Consider the following 23,838-nt stretch of genomic DNA (forward strand, 5'->3'; position numbering starts at 1 on the left):
CTTAAAATTTTTCCAAAAACCCGTAAAAATCGTCCGCGAAAAGCCTATCCTCACCCTCTGCGTAGTCGCGCACATATACGGGGTATTCGCACGGCGCGTCGCCTGCCTGCTCGCTCGTTATCTCTTTCGTCGCTCCACTTGTTGCTTCGCTTGTTGTCGCGCTCGCAGCTTTGCACGTCGTTTCAGCATTCATATCGCGCGACGCATCCGGCGATCGTTCCACGCGTGCTTCGTCGCCAGGTGCCCTATTTTCCGCACCGTCGGCTACCGTCGCGACGACCGTATCGCGCACCGTCGCGCCCGCAGCCTCGCCGCTCGTGCTCTCCGCCGTCTTGCCGCGCGCCGTATTGGGCGCGCCGTCCGCTATGTCGCTTGCGGGCGAAATTTTAAAATAATACTCATCGTCCTCGAGCTGCAAAAACACGAGCTCGTCCGCGGCGAATAGGCCGTTTTTCAGATTTACCTCATACGTGTAGCAGATATCCGCGTCGGCGCTACCCGCGAACTCGGGCGGCGCGATCGTTTTTAGCTCCGTCCCCGCCGCGCTCACGCTAGCATATCTTAGCAGCATCCGCTTATAGCTCGCAGGCAGCGCGAAACCGAGCCGCCGCTGCACCTGCGCGATCCACGCGGGCTCTATGCCGCTGCGCCCCGCTGCCGTGATATTTTTAGATTTTTGAATAAGTTTTTCTATCATTTTGATCCCATTTTGAGCGAGAAATTTTAACGCCTTAGCGCACCAGACGCGCTGTTTACACAGGCCCGCGGGCATTTAACGCGGCTTTTAAAATCTAAATTTAAAAGCTCGCGCAGCTACAAAACCAAAGCGAGCCGTTTAAAATTTCGAGCGGCCCGCGCATAAAATTTCAACCGCAAACACGAACTGGCAGAATTCTAGCGATCTAAATTTAGCGCTAAGCCCTAGCCAGCGCTATTACTTCGATCTCCACAAGCGCGCCTTTGGGGAGTTTAGCGACCTGTACCGTGCTGCGAGCCGGCTTGTGCTCGCCGAACGCCGCTGCGTATATCTCGTTCACCGCGGCAAAATCGCCCATGTCGGCTAGGAAAATCGTAGTTTTGACGGCATCCTGCAGCGTCGCGCCCGCCTCTTTCAGGATCGCGGCGAGGTTTTGCAAAACCTGCCTGCTCTGCGCCTCCACGCCGCCCGCGACGAACTCGCCGTCAGGCTTAAGCGCGATCTGCCCCGAGGTAAAGATAAGCCCGCCAGCCTTGATCGCCTGAGAGTACGGCCCGATGGCCTGTGCCGCATAGGGAGTTGAAATGATCTGCATAGTAAATCCTTTGTGAAAAATTTTGCCCATTTTATCGCAAAATATTTTAACTTTGTTTTAGGCGGCAGAATTTCGCGGGCGAGCGGGCGTGGATGCTGTGGGTACGATAAAATTTAATTGACGCGAGAGGTCGCTAAATTTCGGCGGGCGAGGCGAAACAGATGCGCAGCGATACGGTTAAATTTATCGCACAAATACAGCGAGCAATATAGCGAGGAGCTAGCGCGGAATAGCAAGCCGTGGCGGCGAAACGGCAAAATTTAAAATAGCTGATGGGCGCAGAAAACAGCGCATGAAAGTGCGACTAAATTTAATCGCTGCGAGTGGATTTGGTAGTACATACGGGCGGCACGGCGAAATGATCTACAAAGTAGTATTTTAAAATTTTGCTGACGTAAGCGTATGAAATTTTATAAGTACAAGCACGATAATGCCGCGCGCTGGGCAATACGACCAAATTCTATCAGCGGCGGTAGTCAAAAAACGCACGAGCAATATGGCGAAATTTAACCGACACGAATAGGCAAAATTTCATCGGCGATACACAGCGAAATTGATACCGTTACAGCGGGATCGGTATGACGTTACGGCAAGATCTGCGCTATTGCAGTAGCAAGAACGGCGCCGTCATGATAAAACCAGTACGATACCGCGCAATGCAACTAAAATCCTCGCAGTAGCAAGCGCGGCAACGAAGTTGTCGATGTAGCGGAGCAAAATCAGCGATATCGAAATAATAAAATCAAAGACCTCGCGACAAGCGAGGCCTCCGACTTAACGCCAATAGAATCAACATCACAGCAGCGGGAAATTAGCGTAGTCGCGACAAGATCAGCACAACGCTACGGTAAAATCGGTGCCATCGAAGCGAGACTGGCGCGACACCATGATAAAATCAGCGCTGCTACAATAAGCTAGGCTCCGTCGCAGCGCAATAGGTACGAAACTACGATATAATCGATGCTGAAGTAGTAAATTGGTAGTGTCGCAGTAAGTTCGGTGCGGCACTGCGGCAAAATCGGCGTCGCGTCGCAGCCAGATCGGCGAGACGATGCAATAAAATCGACGCGGCAGCAAGATCAGCGTCATTGCGGCAGATCGGCGAGGGCTCATAAAATTTTACGCGAAATTTTATACGAAATCCTGTATAAAATTCTATGATTTTGGCTTGAGATCAGCTTGCGATCAGTTCTCAACCAGTCTGTAATTAATTTGCAATCAGTCCATAAAGTAGCTTTAAAATCGTGACGGCAACGACAAGCAGAAGCATTTTGCGCACGAATTTTACGTCGCATATCATCACTAGGCTTGAGCCTGCGAAGCTGCCCGCGATCTGTCCGACCGCCATCACCGCTCCGACGAGCCATAAAATCTGCCCGCCGATGATAAAAACGCCCAAAGAGACGATGTTTGAGGTGAAATTTAAAACTTTAGTGTGTGCGACCGCCTTTTTCATATAAAGCCCTAAAATTCCAACCAGCGCAAACGTCCAAAACGAGCCCGTACCAGGGCCAAAAAATCCGTCGTAAAACCCCAAAACAAGCCCGAAAATCGCGTAAAAGCTCTTTTTTGACATCTTGGGTTTGGCGGGCGCTTCGCCTAGGTTCGGCGAAAAAAACATATAAAATAAAAGCGCCAGCAGCAGGATCGGAATGAGGTAGTTTAGGAATTTCGCATCGATTAGAAGCAGGACATAAGCGCCGACGAGTCCGCCGATAAACGTAAAAACCACGCCGCGCAAGATCTCCGCCGCATCGACGTAACCCTTGCGGATGAAATTTAAAGCGGCGGTGAAACTTCCGAAGCTGCCTTGAAATCTATTTGTGGCGATCGCTACATGCGGCGGAACGCCCACGGCAAGCAGCGCAGGCAGCGAGATCAGCCCGCCGCCGCCCGCGATCGAGTCTATAAATCCGCCGAAAAACGCCGCCGCAAAAAGCACCGCAAATTGCCAAAGCTCGAGCTCCATTTTTGTCCTTTTCTCAAATTACACAGGCAACCTGTGAACGCCTGCTAGAATTCCACGCAATTACGATCATAAAACCGCTCATGCGCCGCAAAACGCATGCGAGCGCCTGCTAAAATTCCGTGCAATTTTATAAAATTTCGCGGAATTTTAGCAGATTTTGCCGCATGACTCCCGCTTAAATTTTATAAAATTTGTCGCGTGATTGCCGTTTTAGTGCCATGCAATTTATCGCGTTATCGCGTCGCGCACGAGCTGCAAAATTTCATAAAATTTAAGTACCGCAAATCGTTGGAATTTTACCTAAATTTTGCAAGATGAGTCCTGCTAATCCAGCGCAGGTGTCCGTGAAATTTGCAAAATTTTATGAAGCGATCTTTTGCCGAAATTCCATAAAATTTCGGCGCGCCGCACTCAAGGCGTACGGTAAAATCCATAAAGCCGGCCCTACTTATACGGCAACAAAACAGCGCAAAATTCCGCCGCGCACCCGCATTGAATCTCCATAAAATTTCATCGCTCGTGTTAGGTAAATTTCCGCCGACTCACTCCGCGGTTTTGTTTAAATTTGCGCCCAGTTCGGGTAAAATTTTATCTATCTCGCCGCTCTGTCCGAGGCGGTACAGCGCGAAGTCGTATTTGATGGGATCGCTCGGATCGAAGCGCCTTAAGCTTTGCGTAAGCTGCAAAACTGCCTCAAAATCGTAACTCTTGCGATCGATCAGCCCAAGCTTAAGCGAAACTTTGTGCGTATGGGTATCGAGCGGGATGAGGAGGCGCGATTTTTCGATCTTTTTGTACAGCCCCAGATCGATGTCGCTGTCGCGCACCGCCCAGCGCAGGAAAAGATTGTAGCGCTTATACGGCGATGTGGGCTTTTGCGCGAAGTCACGACCGAAAAAAAACTCATATCCCGGGCTGCGGTAGGGATTTAATTTGTAAATCTCGCCGATTAAAAAATTTATCCCGTCCTCGATCAGTCCGCTTTTTTGCATGCCGCAAAGCACGCTCTCCTCGATACTGAGGCTGTTTTTAAGCCGCTTTAAAGTTATAAAAATTTCAGCGACGTCGCGCGGGCTTTGAAATCTATATTTTTTGCCCGCAAGCTCCTCCCTAATGCGCTCATCGCTCGCGTCCAAAAGTGAAAAGTCAAGCGAGCGGAGGAATTTTAAAATTTGAGCCGCGCTCCCGTAAGCAAACAGCGCGCAGATAAGCGCCGCGACGTCGTTTCGATGTCCCTTTGCGACCTGCAGCGGATCGGGCGCGCCGAAAAGATCCGCGTCGCAATTTTTCAAATCGGCGTAATAATCTAAAATTTGCTTTAAGCTTTTCATTTTGCGTAGTAGCTCATCGTCGTAGCGCCGAATTTGCGCGATTTAAGCAGCGCGAAATCGCCGATTTTAGGCGGCAGCTCAAGCTCGCTCATATGCTCGATCGCGATTAGCAGCTCGCACCGCAAGGAGCCTAGGCGCGCTATCAGCGCCAGCACTCGCTCGTAAATCTCGCCAAAACCCTGCCTGATCGCAAACGGCGGATCTAGATATACAAACACTCTGCGCGCGGGATCGGAGATGGAATTTTCTATGGAATTTGCGGTATGGCTTTCGCTAAAATTTACGGCAGAGCGTCCGTTCATATTCGCTTGCAGCTCGTGCAAAATTTCGGGCAGCCATTCGAAACAATCGCCCAAAATCGCATTTGCGCCGAGCCCGAAAAGCTCGAAATTTTTCCGCATTATTTTATGCGCGGCAGCGTCCTTTTCGATCGCATAAACGTTTTTTGCGCCGTTGCTTAGCGCCTCAAGCGCCATCGCGCCGCTACCGCCGAAGCACTCGATAAACGCCGCGCCGCGCAACTCCGCTCGCCAAGTATCGAAAAACGAGCCCTTTACGATGCTTTTCGTACTACGCGTGCTCGAAAACGCGGGCAGAGCGAGCTTTTTGCCCCTATAAATACCGCTTGAAATTTGCGTAAAGAGCGTGCCAGCGGGTTTGGAAAATTTAGCCATTTTGCCTTCTTAAAATTTCGATGATTCTTGCCTTAAACTCATCAAATAGCGCGCAAATTTCAACTTCCGCCGCGTCGTATCCACTAAGATCTACCCGTAGCGAGCTTTGAAAATCCTCTAGCTTCGATAACAACATCTGCTTGGAAAACGGCAGCGCCAAATCTCCGCCCTCGCCGATTAAAAATAGCGGTTTTGCCGAGCTTTGCGGCTCGTCGCTTATCACAAAGTCGCAATCCTGCGCACTTGCGGCATGGTCTTTCAAAAACAGCTCCAACGTCTTTTGTAAAATTTCGCAGTCGCAATCGATAAAAGCTTTCATCAAAGCCCCTTTTTAAATTTTATCATCTTAAACTTCTCGCCAAACTCTGCGCGCAGGTGATTGAATTGCAAAAGCGTGTTCAGGTAGCCCCTCTCGCCGCTTTTTTGCATAAAAAGCTCTAAAAGCTGGACCGCGCCGAAGTCTATGAGAGCCGCGATCTGTCTTTTAAAATCCGCCGTCACGGCGCCCGCATCCTCAAACGCAGCACGCAAAATTTCAAAATTTACGTCGTAAGTAAGATCACTCTTGCCGTAAAAATCGCTCAAGTTTTGCACCTCAAAGAAGCTGAAAACCTCGTGGTTTCGGTAAACCCGCAGGCTAAAATCGCCGCTAGCGCCCATCTGTCCGTAATCGAAGGCTATGAAATAAAACCGCTGCGCGCTGGCGCAAATTTCGCGGGCGAAGCGAAAGTATCCGACCGGGATTTCGCCACGCGAGATACCAAATCTGCACGTGAGGGTCAAAATTTCACGTTCTTTTATGGGGGCAAATTTTGCCGCGCCGCTTTCGATAAAAAGCATATTTTCGCCGTCCACCGCCTCGCATTTAAAGGCGTCGAAAAGCTCGTTTGCCACAAAGATCGCATCTTTAAATTTTGCCTCGTGTACGCTCGCAAAGTGCTTTAGCGCGATTTCGTCACCGAAGCTCTCTGCAAAGCTCGCTCGCTGTAACTCGCGCAGGCGCTCGTGCGGCTCGATAATCGCAAAGCTAAATTTATCAAGCGCCGCCGCACCGCCCAGTGTAAAAATCGCCTGCGCGATGTCGCAAAGCAGCCGCCCGTCGTGCGAGCCGATCTCTACGATAGCGATTTTAGCGTTATTTTGCGATTTTTCTGTGAGCACAGCATCTGAATTTAGCTCGCATGCCGCCTCAAGGTCTTGCCGCGATGCGCCCAAGCTTGCCGCCGCGTCTAAGCTTAACTCTTGCATCGCGCAAAAATCCGCGCTTAGGCGTAAAATTTCGCGCGCGATGCAGATCCCAAAGAAGCTTCCTATGCTCACGGCGGTGTAAAAATCGCCGCTCTTGCCGATTTTAGCGGCATTTGCGTAGTAGCTCTCGTTTAGCCAGCTCTCAAAAAAATCGCTAAATTTCACGCCCGCACTATCTCGTCCAGGCTCTTGCGTAGGCGCGCAAAGCCCTCTTTGATCTCGGATTTTTTGATATTTAGCGCAGGCAAAAATCTAAGAGTGCGCTTGCCGGATTTTAGGATCAAAAGTCCGTTTTGCAGGGCTTTGTTAAAGATCTCGCCCAAGTTTTTTTCATCGCGCAGTACGAGGCCTTGCATCAGACCGAGCCCCACGCGCTTTTCGATCAGGCTAGGATAGTCTGCGGCGATGGCGTCTAGTTTTTTGATAAATCTTTTTATAGTCTTATCAAGCTTGCCGCTCGCTTTTAAAAACTGAAGTTGCGAAAGCACCGCAAGCGCCGTAGAGGTCGCCAAAAAGTTACCGCCGAAGGTGCTGCCATGCTCGCCCAGAGCGAAAATGTTTTGCTGCGCCACGCACGCGCCGATCGGCACGCCGCCCGCAAGCCCTTTGGCAAAGGTGATGATGTCGGGGCGGATGTCGTAAATTTGCGACGTCGCAAACTCGCCCGTGCGATATACGCCGCACTGCACCTCGTCGGTGATCAAAAGCAGCTTTTTCTCTTTCAAAACAGCCGCCAGCCTTTGCACGCTCGCCTTATCCAGAGGCTTGATCCCTCCCTCGCCCTGAACGAGCTCGATCATCACGGCGACGCTATTTTCATCGATATGCGCGATGATATCCTCGATATCGTCGAAAAATTTAAACCCGGGCATATAGGGCGCAAAAATTTCGGGATGAAATTTCTCCTGTCCCGTAGCTTGCAGCGTCGCTAGCGTGCGGCCGTGGAATGAATTTCGCAGAGTTAGAATTTCAAATTTTTTATTAGGGAAGTTTACGGTGCCGTATTTGCGCGCCATTTTGATCGCAGCTTCGTTCGCCTCCGCGCCGGAGTTGCAAAACACCGCGTAGCTGCGATACCCCAAAAGCTCGCTAATCTTTTGAGCCAGGGCTTCTTGGGGCAGAATTCTATAGATATTCGAGCCATGGATGATCTGCGCGGCTTGCGTGCCGATCGCTTCCAGCACGATTTCGTTTGCGTGCCCCAGGCAGTTTACGCCGATGCCCGCGCCGAAATCCACGTAGTCCTTGCCCGCTTCGTCATAGACTATCGAGCCCTCGCCTCTTACCAGCGCCACGTTTACGCGCGCGAAATTATCCATCAAATACTTCATTGTTTGTACTCCACTTTAGGCAGATGCCAAGATTTGTAATAAGCCACCATGCGAAACGCAACCCCTAAAACCAGCAAAATAAGCACCGAAAAGGCGCCGCTAAGCCCCAATCCATCAAGCACGAAATATATCAAGCCCACGCCCATGCTTATCGTGCCATAAAGCCCCGTATGTAAAAACCACGGCACTTCGTTCAGCAGTACGTCGCGCAAAATGCCACCACCCACGCCGTTGCAAAATGCGATCAGCACTACGCCGAAAACGTTGTGATTGTAGCTTAGCGCGACCATCGCTCCAACGATCGAAAAGCTTACGACGTCGATCGCATCGGTTAGAATAAATAAAAATTTACCCTCCAAATCGCGGTTTTCGTAAAGTTTGGCAAAAATAGCTACGGCACTTACCGCAAGCACGATCGTTACGGGCGCATAGTGCGTAAACGAGTAGATCTCGCGGCTTACTAAGGTATCGCGCATGATCCCGCCGCCAAGCGCAGTCAAAAACGCCGAGATAAAGATCCCAAGCCAATCGCAGCCCTTCTTTACGCCGAATAAAAACCCGCTAAGCGCCGCCGAAGCGATGCCTACGCACTCCGTAAACTCTAAAATACTCATATCACAAACCGCTAAAATCCTTTTAAAAACGCATTTTACAACAACTAAATATAAATTTGGGTAAAGCGCGACGAGCGGGAGAAATTTAGGCGCGGCGGTATAAATTTAAAGCGGCGGGTAAAATTTGAGCGCGGCGAATTAAAATTCTACGAGATAGAATTTTACGAAACAGAATTTCACTAGATAAAATTTTATGCGGCAGAATTTTGCGCGGCTAAAATATGGCGTCGTCAGGGCGTAAATATAAAATTTAGACTTGAAATTTCTTGAAATTTATAAATGCCCGCGGGATAAAATTTCACAGAACTTTATTTCAGCTAAAATATACGGCGTCACAGCCTGGCGCAAATTTTAGCTTTAAATTTACGGCACGTGCGCGCTAGAAATAATTTAGCGCCAACGAGACCGGCTTTATATTTGCAGCTAACAGCGCATAAATTTTGATTTGAAATTGCGCCCTTATTTTGGCGCCGTGCTTTGCCGCTATAAAATTTCATGAAATTTTACGACGACCTAGCCCGCGCGGAATTCTACGTAAAATTTTAAAATTTAGCGGTCGAATTTTGCGTGGAATTTTACGCCGAGCCCCCGCTAAATTAGCGCAGCCGCTCTTTTAAAATCTTCCAAGTCCCGGGCATTGCCAGCAGTCCATTATGTGGCGCGGCGGCTATTTCATAAAATAGATCGCCCGCCTTAAGAGATCCCGCAAGATCATACGAGTGATGCACCGGTATCAGCTCGTCGGCGGCGCCGTGGATGAGCGTGATCTGCGTGCCGCGCGCCGCTTGCAAAAATTTCGCGGTCGGAATCTTGTATCGGATCAAAAATTTCGGCACGAAGGGGATTTTTTCGTGCGCAAGCCGCTCGAAGCTAAAATATGGCGCGAGCAAAATCAGCCGCGCCGCATCCCACTTCGCAGCCTGCTGTGCCGCGATGCCGCTTCCGATCGAGTAGCCGATCATCGCGAGCTTCTTGGACGAATGCTGCGCCAAAACGTAGCGGCTCATCGCATCGGCGCTCGCAAAAAGCTGCTGCTGCGATGAAATTTTGCCGTCCGATTTGCCGTAGCCCGGGTAATCGAAAATATAAAAATCGTATCCCAAAGCCGCAAAATCCGCGCCGTATACGCCCCAACCGCTCACGTCGCCGAAGTTGCCGTGAAAGAACAAAATCGCGCCTTTAGGCTCTGCCGCGCTAAATTTCAGCCCGTTTATCGCCCCGCCCTCAAACGGGATATTGATCTCTTGGAATTTTATCGCAGCGACGTTTGCGTTATTGCCCGTAGCGCCGTTTCCTGCGGCGTTTTCGCCGACGCGCTCGGAGCTAGTTTGAGCGTTTTTGTTTTTGATCTCACCCGCTGCAGAGCCGCTTTCCTTTACGCCACCCTCCACAGAAGCGTTTTCATCTGCACCGCCGTTTGTCGCCGCGCCATTTTGCGTAGCGGACATCGATGCCTCTAAATGCTCGCCGTTCTCTGGCGCATTCACAAGTCCCGCAAATTCGGAATTTTCAAAGCTAAATTTAAAATTTTTATCCAGCGGCTCGCCCAAAAATATCAGCCGCTCCTGAAAGATATAAAGTCCCGCTAGCACGCAGACATAAACACACGCCGCGATAACGCACAACCTAAGTAAAACCCTCATCGCCGTCCTTTAAATTTAAAGCCGAGGCGCAAAAATACGCAACGGCACGTGAAATTCCGTCTCGCTGCTAAGCTTTAAACTCGCTCAAAAACCATTGAAATGCCAAGATCAGCCCCGGCGCGCGCACGATCTTTTCGTCAAACATAAACTCCCGCGCCTTGGCCGCAGGCAGGTAAAAAAGCTCGATCTTCTCGCCGTCCACGCCGCCGCCGCTACCTAGCTTCATCAATTCGTCGATGCACGCGAAGTATAAAATTTGACGGTTCGCCGCAAAGCCCAGGGCGCTGTAGTAGCTCGTGATAAATTTCAGATCCTTCACGGCATATCCCGTCTCTTCGAGCACCTCTTCGATCGCCGTTTGCTCCTCGCTGATGCCCTTATCTAAAATGCCAGCGCAAAGCTCGTAGGTGTAGCCCTTCTCGGGCGAATTTATTAAATTTTCCTCTTGATAAAACCACACGCTGGGACGAAACTGCTTAACGAGCAGAAGCGCGTCGCGCTGCGTATGGTAGAGCAAAATCGAGACGCTATCGTGCACCTTTACGCAGTCCCACGCGCGCGCTACGCCGTCCATTTCAAAGCTCAAGCGAAAGGGTTTAACGAAATTTGAGCCTTTAAGCTCCGAAATTTTAAAATTTTTTATAGTAGTATCCACGTCGCAAGTCCTAAAAAGCTAAAAAATCCCACGATGTCCGTAACCGTGGTAAGCAGCACGGAGCTACCGACGGCGGGATCGATATTTAATTTTTTAAGCGTGATCGGAATGACGGCGCCAAAAAGCCCCGCGAGCGTTAAATTTAGCACCATCGACATCGCAATCACTAGCCCCAAAAGCTTAATGCCGAACCAAAAATACGCCACAAACCCCATCAGCGTGGCAAAGATTAAGCCGTTTATAAAAGCGATCGTGATCTCGCGAAGGAGAACCTGCTTTTTGTCTTTAAACGCTATCTCGCCCAAGGCTAGGCGGCGCACGGTTACCGTAAGCGCCTGCGTGCCGGTGTTGCCGCCCATGGAGGCGACTATTGGCATAAGCACGGCGAGCGCGACCAACTTCTCGATAGTAGCGTCAAAAAGCCCGATGATCGTGGAGCTTACGATCGCCGTACATAAATTTACCGCCAGCCACAAGGCGCGCGCGCGACCCGCCTTAAAGATCGTCGTCTCATCATCCTCCGCTTCGTCATCGACGCCCGCGAGGTTGTAAATTTGCTCGGTGGCGCGCTCTTGGATGAGATCGTGGATATCGTCGGCGGTGATACGCCCGATGAGTATGCCGTTAGCATCGACAACAGGGATGACGTTAAGGTCAAATTCTTCAAAATCCTTGATCACGTCGTCGATCTTATCGGTATCGGTGGCGAAGTGGATTTTATTTTCGGCGCCGAATTTTTGTGAAATTTGCTCCAACGTGAGTGAAAAATCGTATAAAATCAGATCGGACGTCGAAAAGGTAGTAAGCAGATGTCCCTTTTTATCGAGCACAAAGAGCTGAAAGACGTTCTCGATCTCGTCCTTTTCGCGCATAACGCGCAGCATCTCAACCGCCTGCCCCAGGGTCTGATCCTGCCTCGCGCTAAAGACCTCGGTCTGCATATACGCGCCCGCCTCATCTTCGCTATATTTGGAGATAGTAAGAATATCGTGGCGATCGTCCTCGTCAAGCCCATAGAAAATCTGCTCGGCCTTGTCCTCGTCGATTTCGCCGATGTTTTGCAAAAGCTCTGCCTGATCGTCGCTTTCGAGCTCCTCAATCGCTTTTACGATCTTTTCGTGAGGCAGAGTTTCGATGACGTCTTCGAGCATATGCTCGGGCATCTCAAGCGCAGCATCGGCAAGATCCTCAGGATCTAGCTTTTTTAAGAATTCTACGTATTTTTCTTCGTCGTGCTTCTTTAGAGTTTTTAAATGCTCCGTAAGATCGGCGGCACTCAGCTCATGCTCAAGCGTATCGCCTAGATGCGCATCAAGAAGCGCCTTAGCTTCCTCGACGTCGTCCAGCTGCTCTTTATTTTCCATTTTCAGCCTTAATTTATCGTGATAAGCGACTCGTAGTTTTCAAATTTAGCAGGGTTTTTCGAGCCGTCTTTAGCCGCAGCCATTCTGGCGTCCATATCTTTGACGAGAGCTTTAAATTTAAGTTCTTCGGCGCTTATGACGTTAGTTTTTTCAATCTTGACTACCTTAAGCGGATCTATAGCCTGCTTATTTTTATAAAGTCCGAAGTGCAGATGCGGTCCCGAACTAAGCCCGGTCGAGCCTACGTAGGCGATTAACTGACCTTGCTTGACACTAACGCCTGCCTTTGTGCCGCTAGCAAAGCCGCTAAGATGCGCATAAAGCGTACTGATACCGCCGCCGTGGTTGATCTCTACGGTGTTACCGTAGCCGTTTTTACGCCCTACAAAGCTAATCTTGCCCGCCCCTGCAGCATTTACTCTAGTGCCTTTGGGGGCTGCATAATCTACGCCTAAGTGCGCGCGATATCGCTTTAAAATCGGATGAAATCTTTTAGGGGTAAAATACGATGAAATTCTAGTATAAACAAGCGGTGTAATCAGCAGAAAAGATTCGACCTTTTTACCGCTTCGGTCGTAGTATTTATCATCGAAAAAATATAGCGATTTGGGCTTTTTATTTTCCTCGATCATTCCTGCGGTGATATTTACTCCGCCAAAAGGTTTGCCAAGGCGCGTTTTTTGCTCATACAGGATCACAAGCCGATCGCCCTTTTGCAGCTTTTTAAAATTTACCTCGTTTTTAAAAACAAGCATAAACTCATTCGCTAAAGCCGCATTGCCCGTAGCTTTGATGATATCTTGATAGGGCGAGCTTTCGATCTGAATTCCTAAAGAGTAGCTGTTTTCCTCATAAACTATTGGAGTATAAACGAATCTAAAAGTGCCGAATTTATCGCGGTAAATGTGGATCTGAAGCTCCTCACTGACGGGGATTAGCAGCTGGGAGACGCGACCTGCTGGATCACGTAAAATTTGACACTCCACGCCCGCGCGCACCTCAGCGGCAAGCTCCTGATCCTCTTTATCCAGGTCATAATATACAGACGCGGGAATGCCCGCAGTTTCCATAAATTGCAGCAGACTTACGCCATCGGGCCAGGCAAACTTCTCTACGCTGGGGTTGTTCGCAAAAACTACGCCTATCCACAGAAAAAGCAATATAAAAATTCTAGTCATATAAAAACCGCTTTGAAATATTATTTTAAGGCGGGATTGTAACGAAAAAACGCTTATATTTCGTAAATACCGCGGAATTTTATCGCTAATTTCAAAGTTTTATGTATAATTAGCCGAAATTTTATTCAGGAGCAGAATTTTGAAAAAAGCTTTACTTATTTTAGGCCTATTTTTAAGCGTGGCGATAGGAGCGGAATTTAACATGCCGCGATACGAAACCGCCCTACTTAGCGTAACTGATGGTTCGGGCGAGATCACAGATAGCCCTACGATTGCCGTAGGTAGCAGCGGGGTGGTGATGCATAATTTCGGTAGCGGCGCAAGCTCCATCATCGCGCGCGCAGTCGTGACGCAAAAAAGCGCAGGCAAGGCAAAGGTGCGATTTGAGGTCTTTGATATGTTAGCTCAAGAGGCGCTGCCACTGCCTAAAATTTTACCTTCAAGCGGCGATAAAGTGATCTTAAATTTCCTCTATGACCGCGCCATAATCGTCGCGCCTAACGCTGAAATTTACGAGCAGGTTATCAAGGCTTTTCCGAATATAAATTTTATCCACCCAGATCTTGGCGGCGCCTATCTTAGCTACAACCACAAGCCAAATCCCAGCCGTGACGATTTTCGTAAAATTTGCGCGCAAAACAGCGCCGGACTGATTTTTATCGCGATGGATAAACAAGGCGTATTTGCCGACTGCGGCAGCTTCAAGCCTTTGCGTACGTTTGCTAGCGGCGGCGTGGCTTATTATCAGCTGCCATTTTACTCGCGCGTGGGCGAGATAAAGACCGTCATTTGGGATTTTACTAATGGCCCGATCAGCGATTACGACAAACACTACCGCTATTTGCTGGGCTTAGATGGCGACGAATAGCGCTGCGCGAGCGTTTTTTACAAATCTATTAGGCGCGGATAATGCCTATTTTGACGAGGCTCATCGCACGGCATACTGCTACGACGCGACGAAAAGGCGCTGTCTGCCGGACGGCGTGCTTTTCCCGCGAAGTGAGAACGATGTCAGTCAAATTTTAAAATTCTGCAACGAAAATTTAATCCCTGTAGTTCCAAGAGGCGCAGGTAGCGGTTTTACTGGTGGATCTTTAGCCGCAAACGGCGGAGTGATTTTAGCATTTGAAAAACATATGAATAAAATTCTAGAAATCGACATGCAAAATCTACTCGCCGTAGTCCAACCTGGCTGCATAAATATCGATCTGCAAAAAGCAGCCGCAGCGCGCGGGCTTTTTTATCCGTCCGATCCCGCAAGCCAGGATTATTCCACGCTAGGAGGCAATGTCGCCGAAAACTCCGGCGGTATGCGCGCCGCAAAATACGGCATCACCAAAGACTATGTAATGGCACTGCGTGCGGTACTGCCTAACGGTGAGGTGATCCGAGCGGGCAAACGCACTATAAAAGATGTCGCAGGCTTCAACGTGGTAGGAATTTTAATCGCAAGCGAAGGCGCGCTTGCCGTCATCACCGAAATCACGCTCAAACTAATCCCGATGCCAAAGCTTAAAAAGACCGCGATGGGCGTTTTTCCTAGCGTAGATGCAGCAATGAATGCCGTGTATAAGACAATGGCAGCCGGTATCACGCCCGTGGCGATGGAATTTTTAGACGCGCTGTGCATAGCCGCGGTCGAGGAGAAATTTCATAAAGGCTTGCCAAGGGATGCGGGCGCGATTTTGATCTGCGAAACAGACGGCAATTTAGAAGCGGTGCTTTTGAAGGAGCTCGCACTCATAAAAGAAATTTTCGTTCAAAACGGCGCGAGCGACTTTCGCATCGCAGAAAGCGAAGAGGAGCGTGCAGGTATTTGGTTTGCGAGGCGCAACTGCTCGCAGGCGATCAATATCTACGGCACGCTTAAGCTAAATGAGGACATCACCGTCCCGCGCTCGCAGCTGCCCGAGCTACTGCGCCGTATCGCGCGCATCGGCGATAAATATGGCGTGCGCGTGCCCTGCTTCGGGCACACGGGCGATGGCAATGTCCACACCAACGTCATGGTCGCCGACAAAAAAGATGAAGCTCAGGTGCGACGCGGACATGACGCAATCACCGAAATTTTCAAAGCTGCAGTTGATCTTGGCGGTACGCTCAGCGGCGAGCACGGCATCGGGCTAAGCAAAGCAGAATTTATGCCACTAGCTTTTAGCGCAGCAGAGATGGAGCTATTTCGCGCAATCAAAAGGGCGTTCGATCCAAAAGGTATCTTAAATCCCGGAAAAATGGGGCTTTAAATTAGGATCGTCATCCAACTTCTACGGTGATTTGAAATCGATTTATCCCACTTATCTCATCTAAAATTTTACTTTCTTACAATATGCCTACTTAAAATTTATCTTGCTTACAATTTAGCTTATTTACAGGCTACTTCGAGTTAGTTTCAAGCTTGATCTACCCATTGACAGATCGATTTTGCTTGCTTTGCGATGAATAATTTTACTTGTTTATTGATAGATTCCATCCACTTGATAATTGATTTTACTTACTTCGCAGATTGATTATCCCGTGCGATCTTCTTCGGATATTTTTGCCATATCAGCTGTGATTGCATAGCTACTCGCTAGTTTGCGCAATTTTTTCTCTTTCAACGATATATAATTTAGCACTATTATTATGATAAAATCCCTATATCGCGATGAGTAAGTCTATGATAAGTCAAAATTCTGTCAATAAAATCCACAGCATAGATTAAATTCTAAACTTCCAAGATACTGAAATTTTAAAATCACTATCTATCGATATTATCGCAATATGTGAAATTTCAGCAATAAAATTTAAAGACGAAATTCCACGGAATTTCATAAAATCCTATAAAGCTCCGCAAAATTTCTACGCTAATTTCGATCTCACCGTATTATCATCTAGCTAGTCCTGCTATCTATTTGGTCGCATTAGCCTCGCTTGCATTTATTTTATTCATCGCGGCTACTACATTGCAGCTAAACTCCGCTCCCAGCTTGCAGGCCTTGTCGTAGTAGATCATCGCCTTATCCAGATCCGGCTCGCCAAATTCCTTCTTTGAATACGCTAACCCGACCCTCTGGCATCCCTCTGCCAAAGCAGCATCGCAAGATTTGAGGAAAAACTTAAGAGCGCCCTGATAGTCTTTTTCTTCGTAGCTAGCGACCGCAGCGTTTAAGCAGCCCTCGCCTAATCCCAAATCGCATGATTTGGCAAAAAACGCAAATGTATTTTTCTTATCGGCATTTTTATAAGAGATTATCGCAGCGTTGTAGCAAGCTTTGGCGGCTCCCAGCTCGCACGCTTTGGAATAAAACCGCGCGGACTTGCCCTTATCTTTTGTAGTTTTATATAAATTTTGCTCGTCGTAATATAAATCCCCCGCGATAGCACAGCTATTTTCTAGCCCCGCTTCACAAGCTTTTTCAAATGGCTTTTTTGCTGCCTCATAATCGCGCTCCTCAAGCAAATATCCTCCATAGTCTTCGCACGAATTAGCCCTACCGATGCCGCATCCGACAAACGAGACCCCTTGCGGGAAAAATATCTGCGCGAGCAAGTAGGCTGCTACGATTAGTGCGGTAATCGACGCTAAAATTTTCATTTTTGCTCCTTTTAAATTTTAAAAATAATTATAGCAAAAAGCGAGGGGTAAAATTTTAATTTTTGATAATAGCTGTGAAATTTGCGGCGAAATTCCTACAAAATTTCTATCAAAATCCCAAGCAAAATTTTAAATAAAATTTTAAACGGAGCTTTGAGCTGAATTTCAAAAAGACAAATTAAAATTTTACTTGCAAGATTATTTTTATGGCTGGCTTGCCTCAATTTTTACTCGCACGTCTATGCGGCATCCACGGCGCCTGCAGTATTTATAATAAAGCTTTAATCCTGAGGTCTGAAACACCTACAGCCTCTGCAATGGTGATTTATCAGAGCGACAATCTAATGCGTAAAATATTTTGTTGCATACCAAGCCCATGGTGAGCATCTTGCCGTGCCCTAGAAAACTTTTGAAAATTTCGCATTGCTGCTTAGAAATTTTAAAAAATTTTACGCCACCACCCTTTAAGTTTTATCTTAGAAATAGGTTTGCCTATGCTAAAATCGTAAGCATAATGCGTCTTTAGGCGTTTTGGCTCCAATACCCAGGCTTCTTAGATCTACACCACTTAGATATATGAGCCTTAAAATAATTTAGGCCGCGCAGTATCTGTATAGAGTACGTAAATTTCATCTATGTAGGTTGCGACTGAGATTTCAGCCGTGCAAGCCCAGCTCGTAAAATTCTGCTAGTTTTAAAACCCAAATGCCACGTAGAATTCTATCCATTTAAAGAGCCTTACTTCAAAATTTATTCACTGCAAGCCGCGCTCTCTAGCGCTCAAACTCTATCACAACCTCCTCCTCGCCGAACCACATCACGGAGTTTTTTATATCGCAAAACTTTGCCTCATCCGCCATCAGCTCCGTTAGCACCGCTCGCGCCGCCTCGCTATTTCGCGCATCCGCAAACGCCTGTACGCTCTCATACCATAGCTCGCCCATCGCATCGTAGCCAAACGCCGCCGTCTCGCGCCTGGTGCTCTGCCCCCCGATAAAGATGGGCATAGTTTTTGCATAGCGGACGATATTTAGTGCCTTTTGATTAGCCAAAACCTTTTGCGAATGCGCCGCCCAGTGCGCTAAAAACTCCTGCTGCGTGATGTTCGGCGCCCTTTTTACTAACATCGTGATCTTAAACATAACCGCTCCCTAAATGAAATTTATCGCAAAATTTGCGCCCTATTCTATGATACCTCCGCGTCTTTTTGCGATTTTTACTTCACGTTCTTTGCGTCTAAATAGACCTTGCAAAAACTTAAAATAGCAACCGTACACGCTAGCACAAACCGCCAAAATACATAAGTCTCGCCACTTAAAACTTAAATCGCTGTCAATCTCACTCGGTTTAACTACCTAAAGCGTCATTTACGGCTGCCGCCAAAATAAATTCCGCAGGCTCTTTGCAGGCAAAGCAAAATTTCGCCAAGCTTTAGCGAACGATGAAAATTTTACTGACTTTCGGCGCGCATAAATTCCGTCTATTTTAGGCGAGCGAGTAAAATTCCGCGGCCTTTCAAACGGCGACAAAACAGACGAGCGGCGATTTTCTCTTGCGCCGCCGCGGGCAAATTACGTTGCTACGCACGCGCTAACCCTTGCTCGACAAAAACCTCTGCAAAATTATCGTCGCGGCGATACTATCAAAGCGCGGATCCTTGCCGCCCCCCTTAGCGCCTTTGCTCGCAAACTCTGCCGCTTCGGCGCTCGAAAAGCTCTCGTCTTGAAATTTTATCTCGCCGTCAAAATCCAGCAGCGAGGCGAAGTGGCGTATGCGCCTGCTCATCTCCTCCTCGCTCGCCCCGCCGCGCGGCACGCCAAGCACCAGCATGCTGGCGCCCTTTTCGCGCAGCAGTTCGCTTAGCTCGCGCGCGGCTTGGGTGCGATTTTTGCGCAGGATCGGCTCGCACGGAAGCGGCGTCTTATCATCCGGTGCCGCCGCCACGCCGATACGTTTGAGACCAAGATCAATCGCAACTATCAAAATTTATCCTTTGCTAACATCAAATTTTGCGGAATTCCGCCATTAAAATTCTATCGCCGAAATTCCGCGATCGGAATTTCATAGCTAAATTTTATCGCAGAATTTAGCTGCGGATTTATGAAATTTTATACGAAATTGACATAAATTACACTCGCTCGCGCCGCTTGCGAGCTATTAAATTTAGCGTGCCACAAGCTTCAAATTTTAAAATTTCGATCGCCGCACCTGGCAGGTACATCCGCACTGAGTCCGCGTGAGCTTGCACGTAAGCGACACCCAAACTCACGGTGGGCATAAACCCTACCGTGCAGGTGCCGGACGTGCAACCAACCCACCCCACGCAAAATCAAAATTTTAAAGCAAACCCGCACTCACGCGACGGAGCAGATACAAGCCCCCCTGCGCTTTATAACTCGTAAAATTTTACTGCTACGATCAAAATTTTTCCTTGCGGCAAATTCAGCCTACCACGCTTATGCTGAAATCTGCAGCCAAATTTACCCGCAAAAATTTAGCACGATAGGCAAACAAACATTTAAACGCTATTTCAGAAAATTTCATACATTTTAACACTTAAATTCTGCGCCGCAAAGTATTTATAGATCGCGAGAAGCATTCACAAACCGATCATTACCGCAATCGGGGCGAGTGGCACTACACAAACAAGCCGCGCGGGTTTGTTTTAAGCTCAAGCGCTACTTGCGGAAAGCAAAATTTTACCGAGCCACCTTTTTCTAAATTTAAACTCTGACCGCGCAGACTATGCGCCATGCAAACACGCTATGCCGGCAGGCGGCGCCGATCAAACCGCGACGAGCAAGCGCCCGCCGGCTACTTTGCCACGATCTTTGCGCCTAAAATTTCGATCTTGCCTTCAAGCTCGTATTCGTAAATTTTATCGCCGAAGCGCTCGATCGCCGCTTGCAGATCGGAATTTAGCGCTAAAAATTCCATCACCTCATCCTGCGCGCGCTCAGTGCTTTGCGGCATCTGCGGAGCCAAAGACGCAACAAACTCGCCAAAATCCGCGATCAGCCGCGCCTGAGATTTTGCGAGCAGATCGTTCGTGCCCGCGCTCTCGTCTATGCGGTGCGGCAGCACGTATACGGGTATGCCCATCTCGCGGGCCAGGCGCGCGCTTTGCAGCGAGCCGCTGCGGGGCTCGGCTTGAGCGACGATGAGCGCTTCGGACAGCGCCACGACGATGCGGTTGCGCTGCAAAAACTGAAATCCGCGCGCGCTCACGCCGTCCTCATACTCGCTAAGCGCGAGGCTGCGCCCGTAAATTTTGCCGATCATGGCGGCGTTTTGCGCGGGATAAATTTGATCAAGACCGTTTCCAAAAACCGCGATCGTGTTTGGGAACGCCCCTTCGTGCGCGGCTATGTCACAGCCGATCGCCGCGCCGCTTACGACGCAAAAGTCCGCATCGCTCAAAGCGCGCGCGAGGCGCAGAATCAAATTTTTGCTATAAACGCTCATCTTGCGCGAGCCCACGATAGAGATACGGCGCTTTTGCAGCAGTGCGGGCTCGCCCCTAAAATACAGCCGCGCGGGCTCGCTCGCACCGAGCCTTTTTAAGCTTGGAATTTTAAAACCGAGCTCACTCGTAGTACTCATAAATTTCGTCCAAATAGACCAAATCGACCTCGCCTAGGATGTCGGCGCTGTTTGCAAGCGCGCGCAGAGTGGAGCTTTTGGGATGGCCGATGGCGATGGCGTAACCCTGCTTTTTAGCAAGCGCGACGGCTTCGCGCAGCTTTTTGCGCACCGCAGCGACGCTGTTTTGATTATCTAAAAACACATCGCGATGCACGTATCGCATTCCGAGTCCATTCATCGCCACCTTAGCCTTGGTAGCGGGGCTCGTGCGCGAGTCGATAAATAAAAATCCATGCTCGTTCATCGCGCGCAGCAGGTTTTGCATCGCGCGCTCGTCGGCGGTAAATTTGGAACCGGTGTGGTTATTTATAAATTTAGCGTTCGGAAAGTCCGCGCGCAGCTTGGCTATGACGCCGTTTAGCTTCTCGTAATTATCCGAAGCTCGCAGCGTCGCGGAGTTATTTTTGGCAGAGCTCGCCTCCATCGGCAGATGGATAGCGTAATGCTCAAAGCCGCGAGCGAGCGAGCGCGTGTCCTTGCGTTGGTACTCTGGCGGGAAGATGGATGGCGTCACGCGCACGGGCAGAGCGGCGATCTTTTGCGCCTGCTCGCCGGTGCCTACGTCGTCGATGATGATTGCTAGCTTTGCGCGAGAGCCTGCGGGTAAAGCCTTGCGCGGCGATTTAGAAAGATCATCCGCACCGCTAGAAACGTGGCTTTGTGCGGTAGAATTGATGGAATTTTCTGGCGCGGAATTTACTACGGTAAAATTTACGTCAGATCCGTCGCTCGCCGAATTTGCGGCGGCGGAATTTGCGGAAGCTATAGAATTCACGGAATTTTGCGAATCGCCGTTTGCGGAATTTTGTACTGATGGATTCTGCCGTGCGGGCTCGATGCTCATCTTAGGCGTAGTTACGTTTTGCTCGGCGATCTTATCAAGCTCCTTTTGAATCAAAGCTTCCTTCTGTGCAGCGCTTAAACGCGGCTTTTTACCGCGAGGATCGGAAGTGCTCTCGGGGGCTTGCTTGCGCGAGCTTTGCTGCAACGCGGTTTTATTGCCCGAAAATACGAGATCCAAAACCGCGTAAGTAACCGCGCCGCTTAAAAAGCATAAGATTACGACAAAGACGATCGTTGCGTAGTTGATCGGGCGCTTTTTGCGGCGCCCGCGTGGATTTCTACTAGCCAAAGCTCAGCCGAAATCAGTTTTTATCTTTATTTACGAGCTTACCCTTGGCAATCCACGGCATCATCGCGCGAAGCTTATCGCCGGTTTTGGTAAGCAAGCTGTTTGCCGTGATGTTGCGCTCGGCGTTCATTCGCACGTAGCCAGCTTTGCGCTCGAGGATGAAGTCTTTTGCAAATTTGCCGTTTTGGATCTCCTTTAGCACCTCTTTCATCGCAGCTTTGCTACTTTCGTTTACGACGCGGTTGCCGCTTACGTAATCGCCATATTCTGCGGTGTTTGAGATCGAGTAGCGCATATCGGCCATGCCGCCTTGATAGATGAGATCCACGATAAGCTTCATCTCATGCTGGCACTCAAAATACGCCATCTCAGGCTCATATCCAGCCTCTACGAGGGTCTCAAAGCCTGCATTGATGAGCGCGCAAAGTCCGCCGCAAAGCACAGCCTGCTCGCCGAAAAGATCGGTCTCGGTCTCTGCTTTGAAGGTTGTTTCGATGATGCCGGTGCGACCGCCGCCGATCGCACTTGCGTAACTTAAAGCAAGCTCTTTGGCCCTGCCGCTTTCGTTTTGCGAAACGGCGATCAGCATCGGTACGCCGCCGCCGCTTACAAACTCGTTGCGAACGGTGTGGCCCGGGGCTTTCGGAGCGATCATAATGCAATCGATGCCCTTTGGAGGGACGATCTGTCCGAAGTGGATATTAAAGCCGTGCGCGAACGCGATCGCGTTGCCTTCGCTTAAACTCGGCTCGATCTCCGCTTTGAAAATGTCGCTTTGAAACTCGTCGGGCGTTAGGATCATTACGACGTCCGCGGCTTTCGTAGCCTCGCCGACGCTCATTACTTTAAAGCCCTTCGCCTCGGCCTTGCTCCAGCTCGCGCCGCCCTTTTTAAGGCCCACGATGACCTCTACGCCGCTATCGCGCAAATTTTCGGCGTGAGCGTGTCCCTGCGAGCCGAAGCCGATCATAGCGACCTTTTTAGCCTTAATCAAACCCAAATCGCAATCTTTGTCGTAAAAAACGTTTATTGCCATAACGCATCCTTTTTTTAAAAATTTAGGCGAGATTGTAGCTAAAATTTGCTTTTACGTAGATAAACCGCGCGCCGCAAGGGGGGATAAAGAAATTTTGAGCTATCATTGAGGCATAATTTAGCTTTAAAAGGAGCAAAAATGAAAGTGGGATTTATCGGCGGCGGAAATATGGGTGAGGCGATGATCGCCGCACTTTGCGCAGCCGGCGGACGGGATTGCGCAGCGGGCGGAGAAAATTTTACAGAGGATAAAGAAAATTGCACGGCGAGCGGAGAAAATTCCGCGCACGACGGGCAAAATTTTATGCCAGATACTCAAAGCTTTGCGGCTTGCGGGCAGAATTCCGCAAATTTAGAGCAGAATTTTGCGAGCCGCGAGCGCGATTCCGCCTGCGCGCAGCCCGCCTCCGATACGAAGCTTCAAGTCCTAGCTTATGCTAGAAGCAAAAACGAAACCTTACGCAAGCGCTACGGCGTGCAGATTTTGCAAGACGAGACGCAGCTGGCGCATGCAGCGGATATTATCGTGCTCGCGACCAAGCCCGCCAGCTACGAGAGGATTTTGCGCCTGATCGCGCCCGAGCTCGCGGGCAAAATCCTGCTTCTTTTGGCGCCGAATTTCAAGCTGGAGTGCGCCCAAAATATCGTAGGTGCGGACGTTTTCGTGGCCCGCGCGATGCCAAACGTCGCTGCGAGTATCGGCGCGTCGGCTACGGCGCTGTGCTACGGCGAGCATTTTGATGAGGCCAGTCGGGAGGTCGTACGAGCGCTAGCCGCCAAAATCGGTAAATTTTACGAGATAGATGAGGCTGGCTTTGCCGCATTTACGGGGATCGCAGGGAGTCTGCCTGCGTATGTATGCGCCTTTATCGAGGCTGCGGCGGATGCGGGCGTGCGTGGCGGACTACCGCGGGCGCTGTGCTACGACGCGGTAGCGGCGGCGGTAGAGGGCACGGCGCGTCTGCTACAAAGCGGCAAGCGCCCATCGGAGCTCAAAGACGCGGTCTGCTCGCCTGCGGGCACGACGATAGAGGGGCTGGCGGCGCTGGAGGCGGCGGGGTTTCGCGCAGCGGTGATGGCGGCGATCGAGGCGTGCATCGCCAAAGCTCGCGGCTAGCCTCGCCGCACCTCGTCGGTTTCGGATTTCAAATAC

At 49.6% G+C, this 23,838-nt stretch carries 24 protein-coding genes; 3 read left to right on the forward strand and 21 right to left on the reverse strand.

The window, feature by feature from the left end; all coding sequences use genetic code 11:
- Window position 1: 1 nt before the first annotated feature.
- The 14 genes from Q0174_RS06690 to Q0174_RS06755 all read right to left on the reverse strand — a co-directional run bounded on the left by Q0174_RS06690 (window position 2) and on the right by Q0174_RS06755 (window position 13,299).
- Entirely contained in the window at window positions 2-697 is a 696-nt protein-coding gene (locus tag Q0174_RS06690; protein ID WP_298042673.1) for a hypothetical protein, read from the reverse strand.
- Window positions 698-914: 217 nt separating this feature from the next.
- Complete coding sequence (locus Q0174_RS06695; RefSeq protein ID WP_297897425.1) at window positions 915-1,292, reverse strand: RidA family protein; 378 nt, start codon at window positions 1,290-1,292, stop codon at window positions 915-917.
- Window positions 1,293-2,499: 1,207 nt separating this feature from the next.
- Window positions 2,500-3,261, reverse strand: coding sequence for a TSUP family transporter (locus tag Q0174_RS06700; protein WP_298042676.1), 762 nt, complete (start codon window positions 3,259-3,261; stop codon window positions 2,500-2,502).
- Between the two features lie 296 nt (window positions 3,262-3,557).
- Window positions 3,558-3,695: a hypothetical protein gene (locus Q0174_RS06705; protein ID WP_298042678.1), complete on the reverse strand. Its 138-nt coding sequence runs from the start codon at window positions 3,693-3,695 to the stop codon at window positions 3,558-3,560.
- Between the two features lie 108 nt (window positions 3,696-3,803).
- Window positions 3,804-4,592 (reverse strand): TIGR02757 family protein, encoded by a 789-nt coding sequence (locus Q0174_RS06710; protein ID WP_298042680.1) that lies wholly within the window; start codon window positions 4,590-4,592, stop codon window positions 3,804-3,806.
- Complete coding sequence (rsmD, locus tag Q0174_RS06715) at window positions 4,589-5,266, reverse strand: 16S rRNA (guanine(966)-N(2))-methyltransferase RsmD (protein ID WP_298042681.1); 678 nt, start codon at window positions 5,264-5,266, stop codon at window positions 4,589-4,591. Before rsmD ends, Q0174_RS06710 begins: the two co-directional genes overlap by 4 nt.
- A complete protein-coding gene (locus tag Q0174_RS06720) occupies window positions 5,259-5,585 on the reverse strand; it encodes a hypothetical protein (RefSeq protein WP_298042683.1) in 327 nt (108 codons plus the stop codon). Before Q0174_RS06720 ends, rsmD begins: the two co-directional genes overlap by 8 nt.
- Window positions 5,585-6,679 carry an SAM-dependent methyltransferase gene (locus Q0174_RS06725; protein WP_298042686.1) on the reverse strand — a complete coding sequence of 365 codons (1,095 nt, stop codon included), beginning with the start codon at window positions 6,677-6,679 and terminating at the stop codon, window positions 5,585-5,587. The genes Q0174_RS06720 and Q0174_RS06725 overlap by 1 nt, the downstream gene beginning before the upstream one ends.
- A complete protein-coding gene (locus Q0174_RS06730; RefSeq protein WP_298042689.1) occupies window positions 6,676-7,845 on the reverse strand; it encodes an acetylornithine transaminase in 1,170 nt (389 codons plus the stop codon). Before Q0174_RS06730 ends, Q0174_RS06725 begins: the two co-directional genes overlap by 4 nt.
- The gene (locus tag Q0174_RS06735) at window positions 7,842-8,459 is read right to left on the reverse strand and encodes a TRIC cation channel family protein (RefSeq protein ID WP_298042692.1); all 618 of its coding nucleotides are present in this window, start codon (window positions 8,457-8,459) and stop codon (window positions 7,842-7,844) included. Before Q0174_RS06735 ends, Q0174_RS06730 begins: the two co-directional genes overlap by 4 nt.
- Before the next feature lie 596 nt (window positions 8,460-9,055).
- Window positions 9,056-10,102: an alpha/beta fold hydrolase gene (locus Q0174_RS06740; protein ID WP_298042696.1), complete on the reverse strand. Its 1,047-nt coding sequence runs from the start codon at window positions 10,100-10,102 to the stop codon at window positions 9,056-9,058.
- Window positions 10,103-10,169: 67 nt separating this feature from the next.
- Window positions 10,170-10,757, reverse strand: a complete 588-nt coding sequence (locus Q0174_RS06745) for an NUDIX hydrolase (protein WP_298042699.1) — start codon at window positions 10,755-10,757, stop codon at window positions 10,170-10,172.
- A complete protein-coding gene (gene mgtE, locus Q0174_RS06750) occupies window positions 10,742-12,121 on the reverse strand; it encodes a magnesium transporter (RefSeq protein WP_298042702.1) in 1,380 nt (459 codons plus the stop codon). Before mgtE ends, Q0174_RS06745 begins: the two co-directional genes overlap by 16 nt.
- An 8-nt stretch (window positions 12,122-12,129) precedes the next feature.
- Complete coding sequence (locus tag Q0174_RS06755) at window positions 12,130-13,299, reverse strand: peptidoglycan DD-metalloendopeptidase family protein (RefSeq protein WP_005871954.1); 1,170 nt, start codon at window positions 13,297-13,299, stop codon at window positions 12,130-12,132.
- 139 nt (window positions 13,300-13,438) lie between these two features.
- Between Q0174_RS06755 and Q0174_RS06760 the strand changes: the two genes are divergently transcribed.
- Together Q0174_RS06760 and Q0174_RS06765 are read left to right on the forward strand one after the other, a co-directional pair.
- The gene (locus Q0174_RS06760) at window positions 13,439-14,167 is read left to right on the forward strand and encodes a plasminogen-binding N-terminal domain-containing protein (RefSeq protein ID WP_298042705.1); all 729 of its coding nucleotides are present in this window, start codon (window positions 13,439-13,441) and stop codon (window positions 14,165-14,167) included.
- Window positions 14,154-15,542 carry an FAD-linked oxidase C-terminal domain-containing protein gene (locus tag Q0174_RS06765; protein WP_298042707.1) on the forward strand — a complete coding sequence of 463 codons (1,389 nt, stop codon included), beginning with the start codon at window positions 14,154-14,156 and terminating at the stop codon, window positions 15,540-15,542. The genes Q0174_RS06760 and Q0174_RS06765 overlap by 14 nt, the downstream gene beginning before the upstream one ends.
- Before the next feature lie 644 nt (window positions 15,543-16,186).
- On the opposite strand, the gene Q0174_RS06770 is transcribed toward Q0174_RS06765, so the two are convergent.
- From Q0174_RS06770 to ilvC, 7 genes are all read right to left on the reverse strand, one after another.
- A complete protein-coding gene (locus Q0174_RS06770; RefSeq protein WP_298042709.1) occupies window positions 16,187-16,873 on the reverse strand; it encodes a tetratricopeptide repeat protein in 687 nt (228 codons plus the stop codon).
- A 773-nt stretch (window positions 16,874-17,646) separates the two neighbouring features.
- Complete coding sequence (locus Q0174_RS06775) at window positions 17,647-18,015, reverse strand: EthD domain-containing protein (protein ID WP_298042711.1); 369 nt, start codon at window positions 18,013-18,015, stop codon at window positions 17,647-17,649.
- Window positions 18,016-18,463: 448 nt separating this feature from the next.
- The gene (gene ruvX, locus Q0174_RS06780; protein ID WP_297989822.1) at window positions 18,464-18,856 is read right to left on the reverse strand and encodes a Holliday junction resolvase RuvX; all 393 of its coding nucleotides are present in this window, start codon (window positions 18,854-18,856) and stop codon (window positions 18,464-18,466) included.
- A gap of 145 nt (window positions 18,857-19,001) precedes the next feature.
- Window positions 19,002-19,151: a hypothetical protein gene (locus Q0174_RS06785; protein ID WP_298042713.1), complete on the reverse strand. Its 150-nt coding sequence runs from the start codon at window positions 19,149-19,151 to the stop codon at window positions 19,002-19,004.
- A gap of 536 nt (window positions 19,152-19,687) precedes the next feature.
- Window positions 19,688-20,476: a DNA-processing protein DprA gene (locus Q0174_RS06790; protein ID WP_298042714.1), complete on the reverse strand. Its 789-nt coding sequence runs from the start codon at window positions 20,474-20,476 to the stop codon at window positions 19,688-19,690.
- Window positions 20,460-21,650: a divergent polysaccharide deacetylase family protein gene (locus Q0174_RS06795; RefSeq protein WP_298042717.1), complete on the reverse strand. Its 1,191-nt coding sequence runs from the start codon at window positions 21,648-21,650 to the stop codon at window positions 20,460-20,462. Before Q0174_RS06795 ends, Q0174_RS06790 begins: the two co-directional genes overlap by 17 nt.
- Before the next feature lie 13 nt (window positions 21,651-21,663).
- Entirely contained in the window at window positions 21,664-22,686 is a 1,023-nt protein-coding gene (ilvC, locus tag Q0174_RS06800) for a ketol-acid reductoisomerase (RefSeq protein WP_298042719.1), read from the reverse strand.
- Window positions 22,687-22,824: 138 nt separating this feature from the next.
- Here ilvC and proC point away from each other — a divergent pair, with 138 nt between their 5' ends.
- A complete protein-coding gene (proC, locus tag Q0174_RS06805; protein ID WP_298042721.1) occupies window positions 22,825-23,802 on the forward strand; it encodes a pyrroline-5-carboxylate reductase in 978 nt (325 codons plus the stop codon).
- Window positions 23,803-23,838: the final 36 nt, after the last annotated feature.

Source organism: uncultured Campylobacter sp. (genome assembly GCF_937996225.1).
In the GTDB taxonomy this organism is placed as follows: Bacteria; Campylobacterota; Campylobacteria; order Campylobacterales; family Campylobacteraceae; genus Campylobacter_B.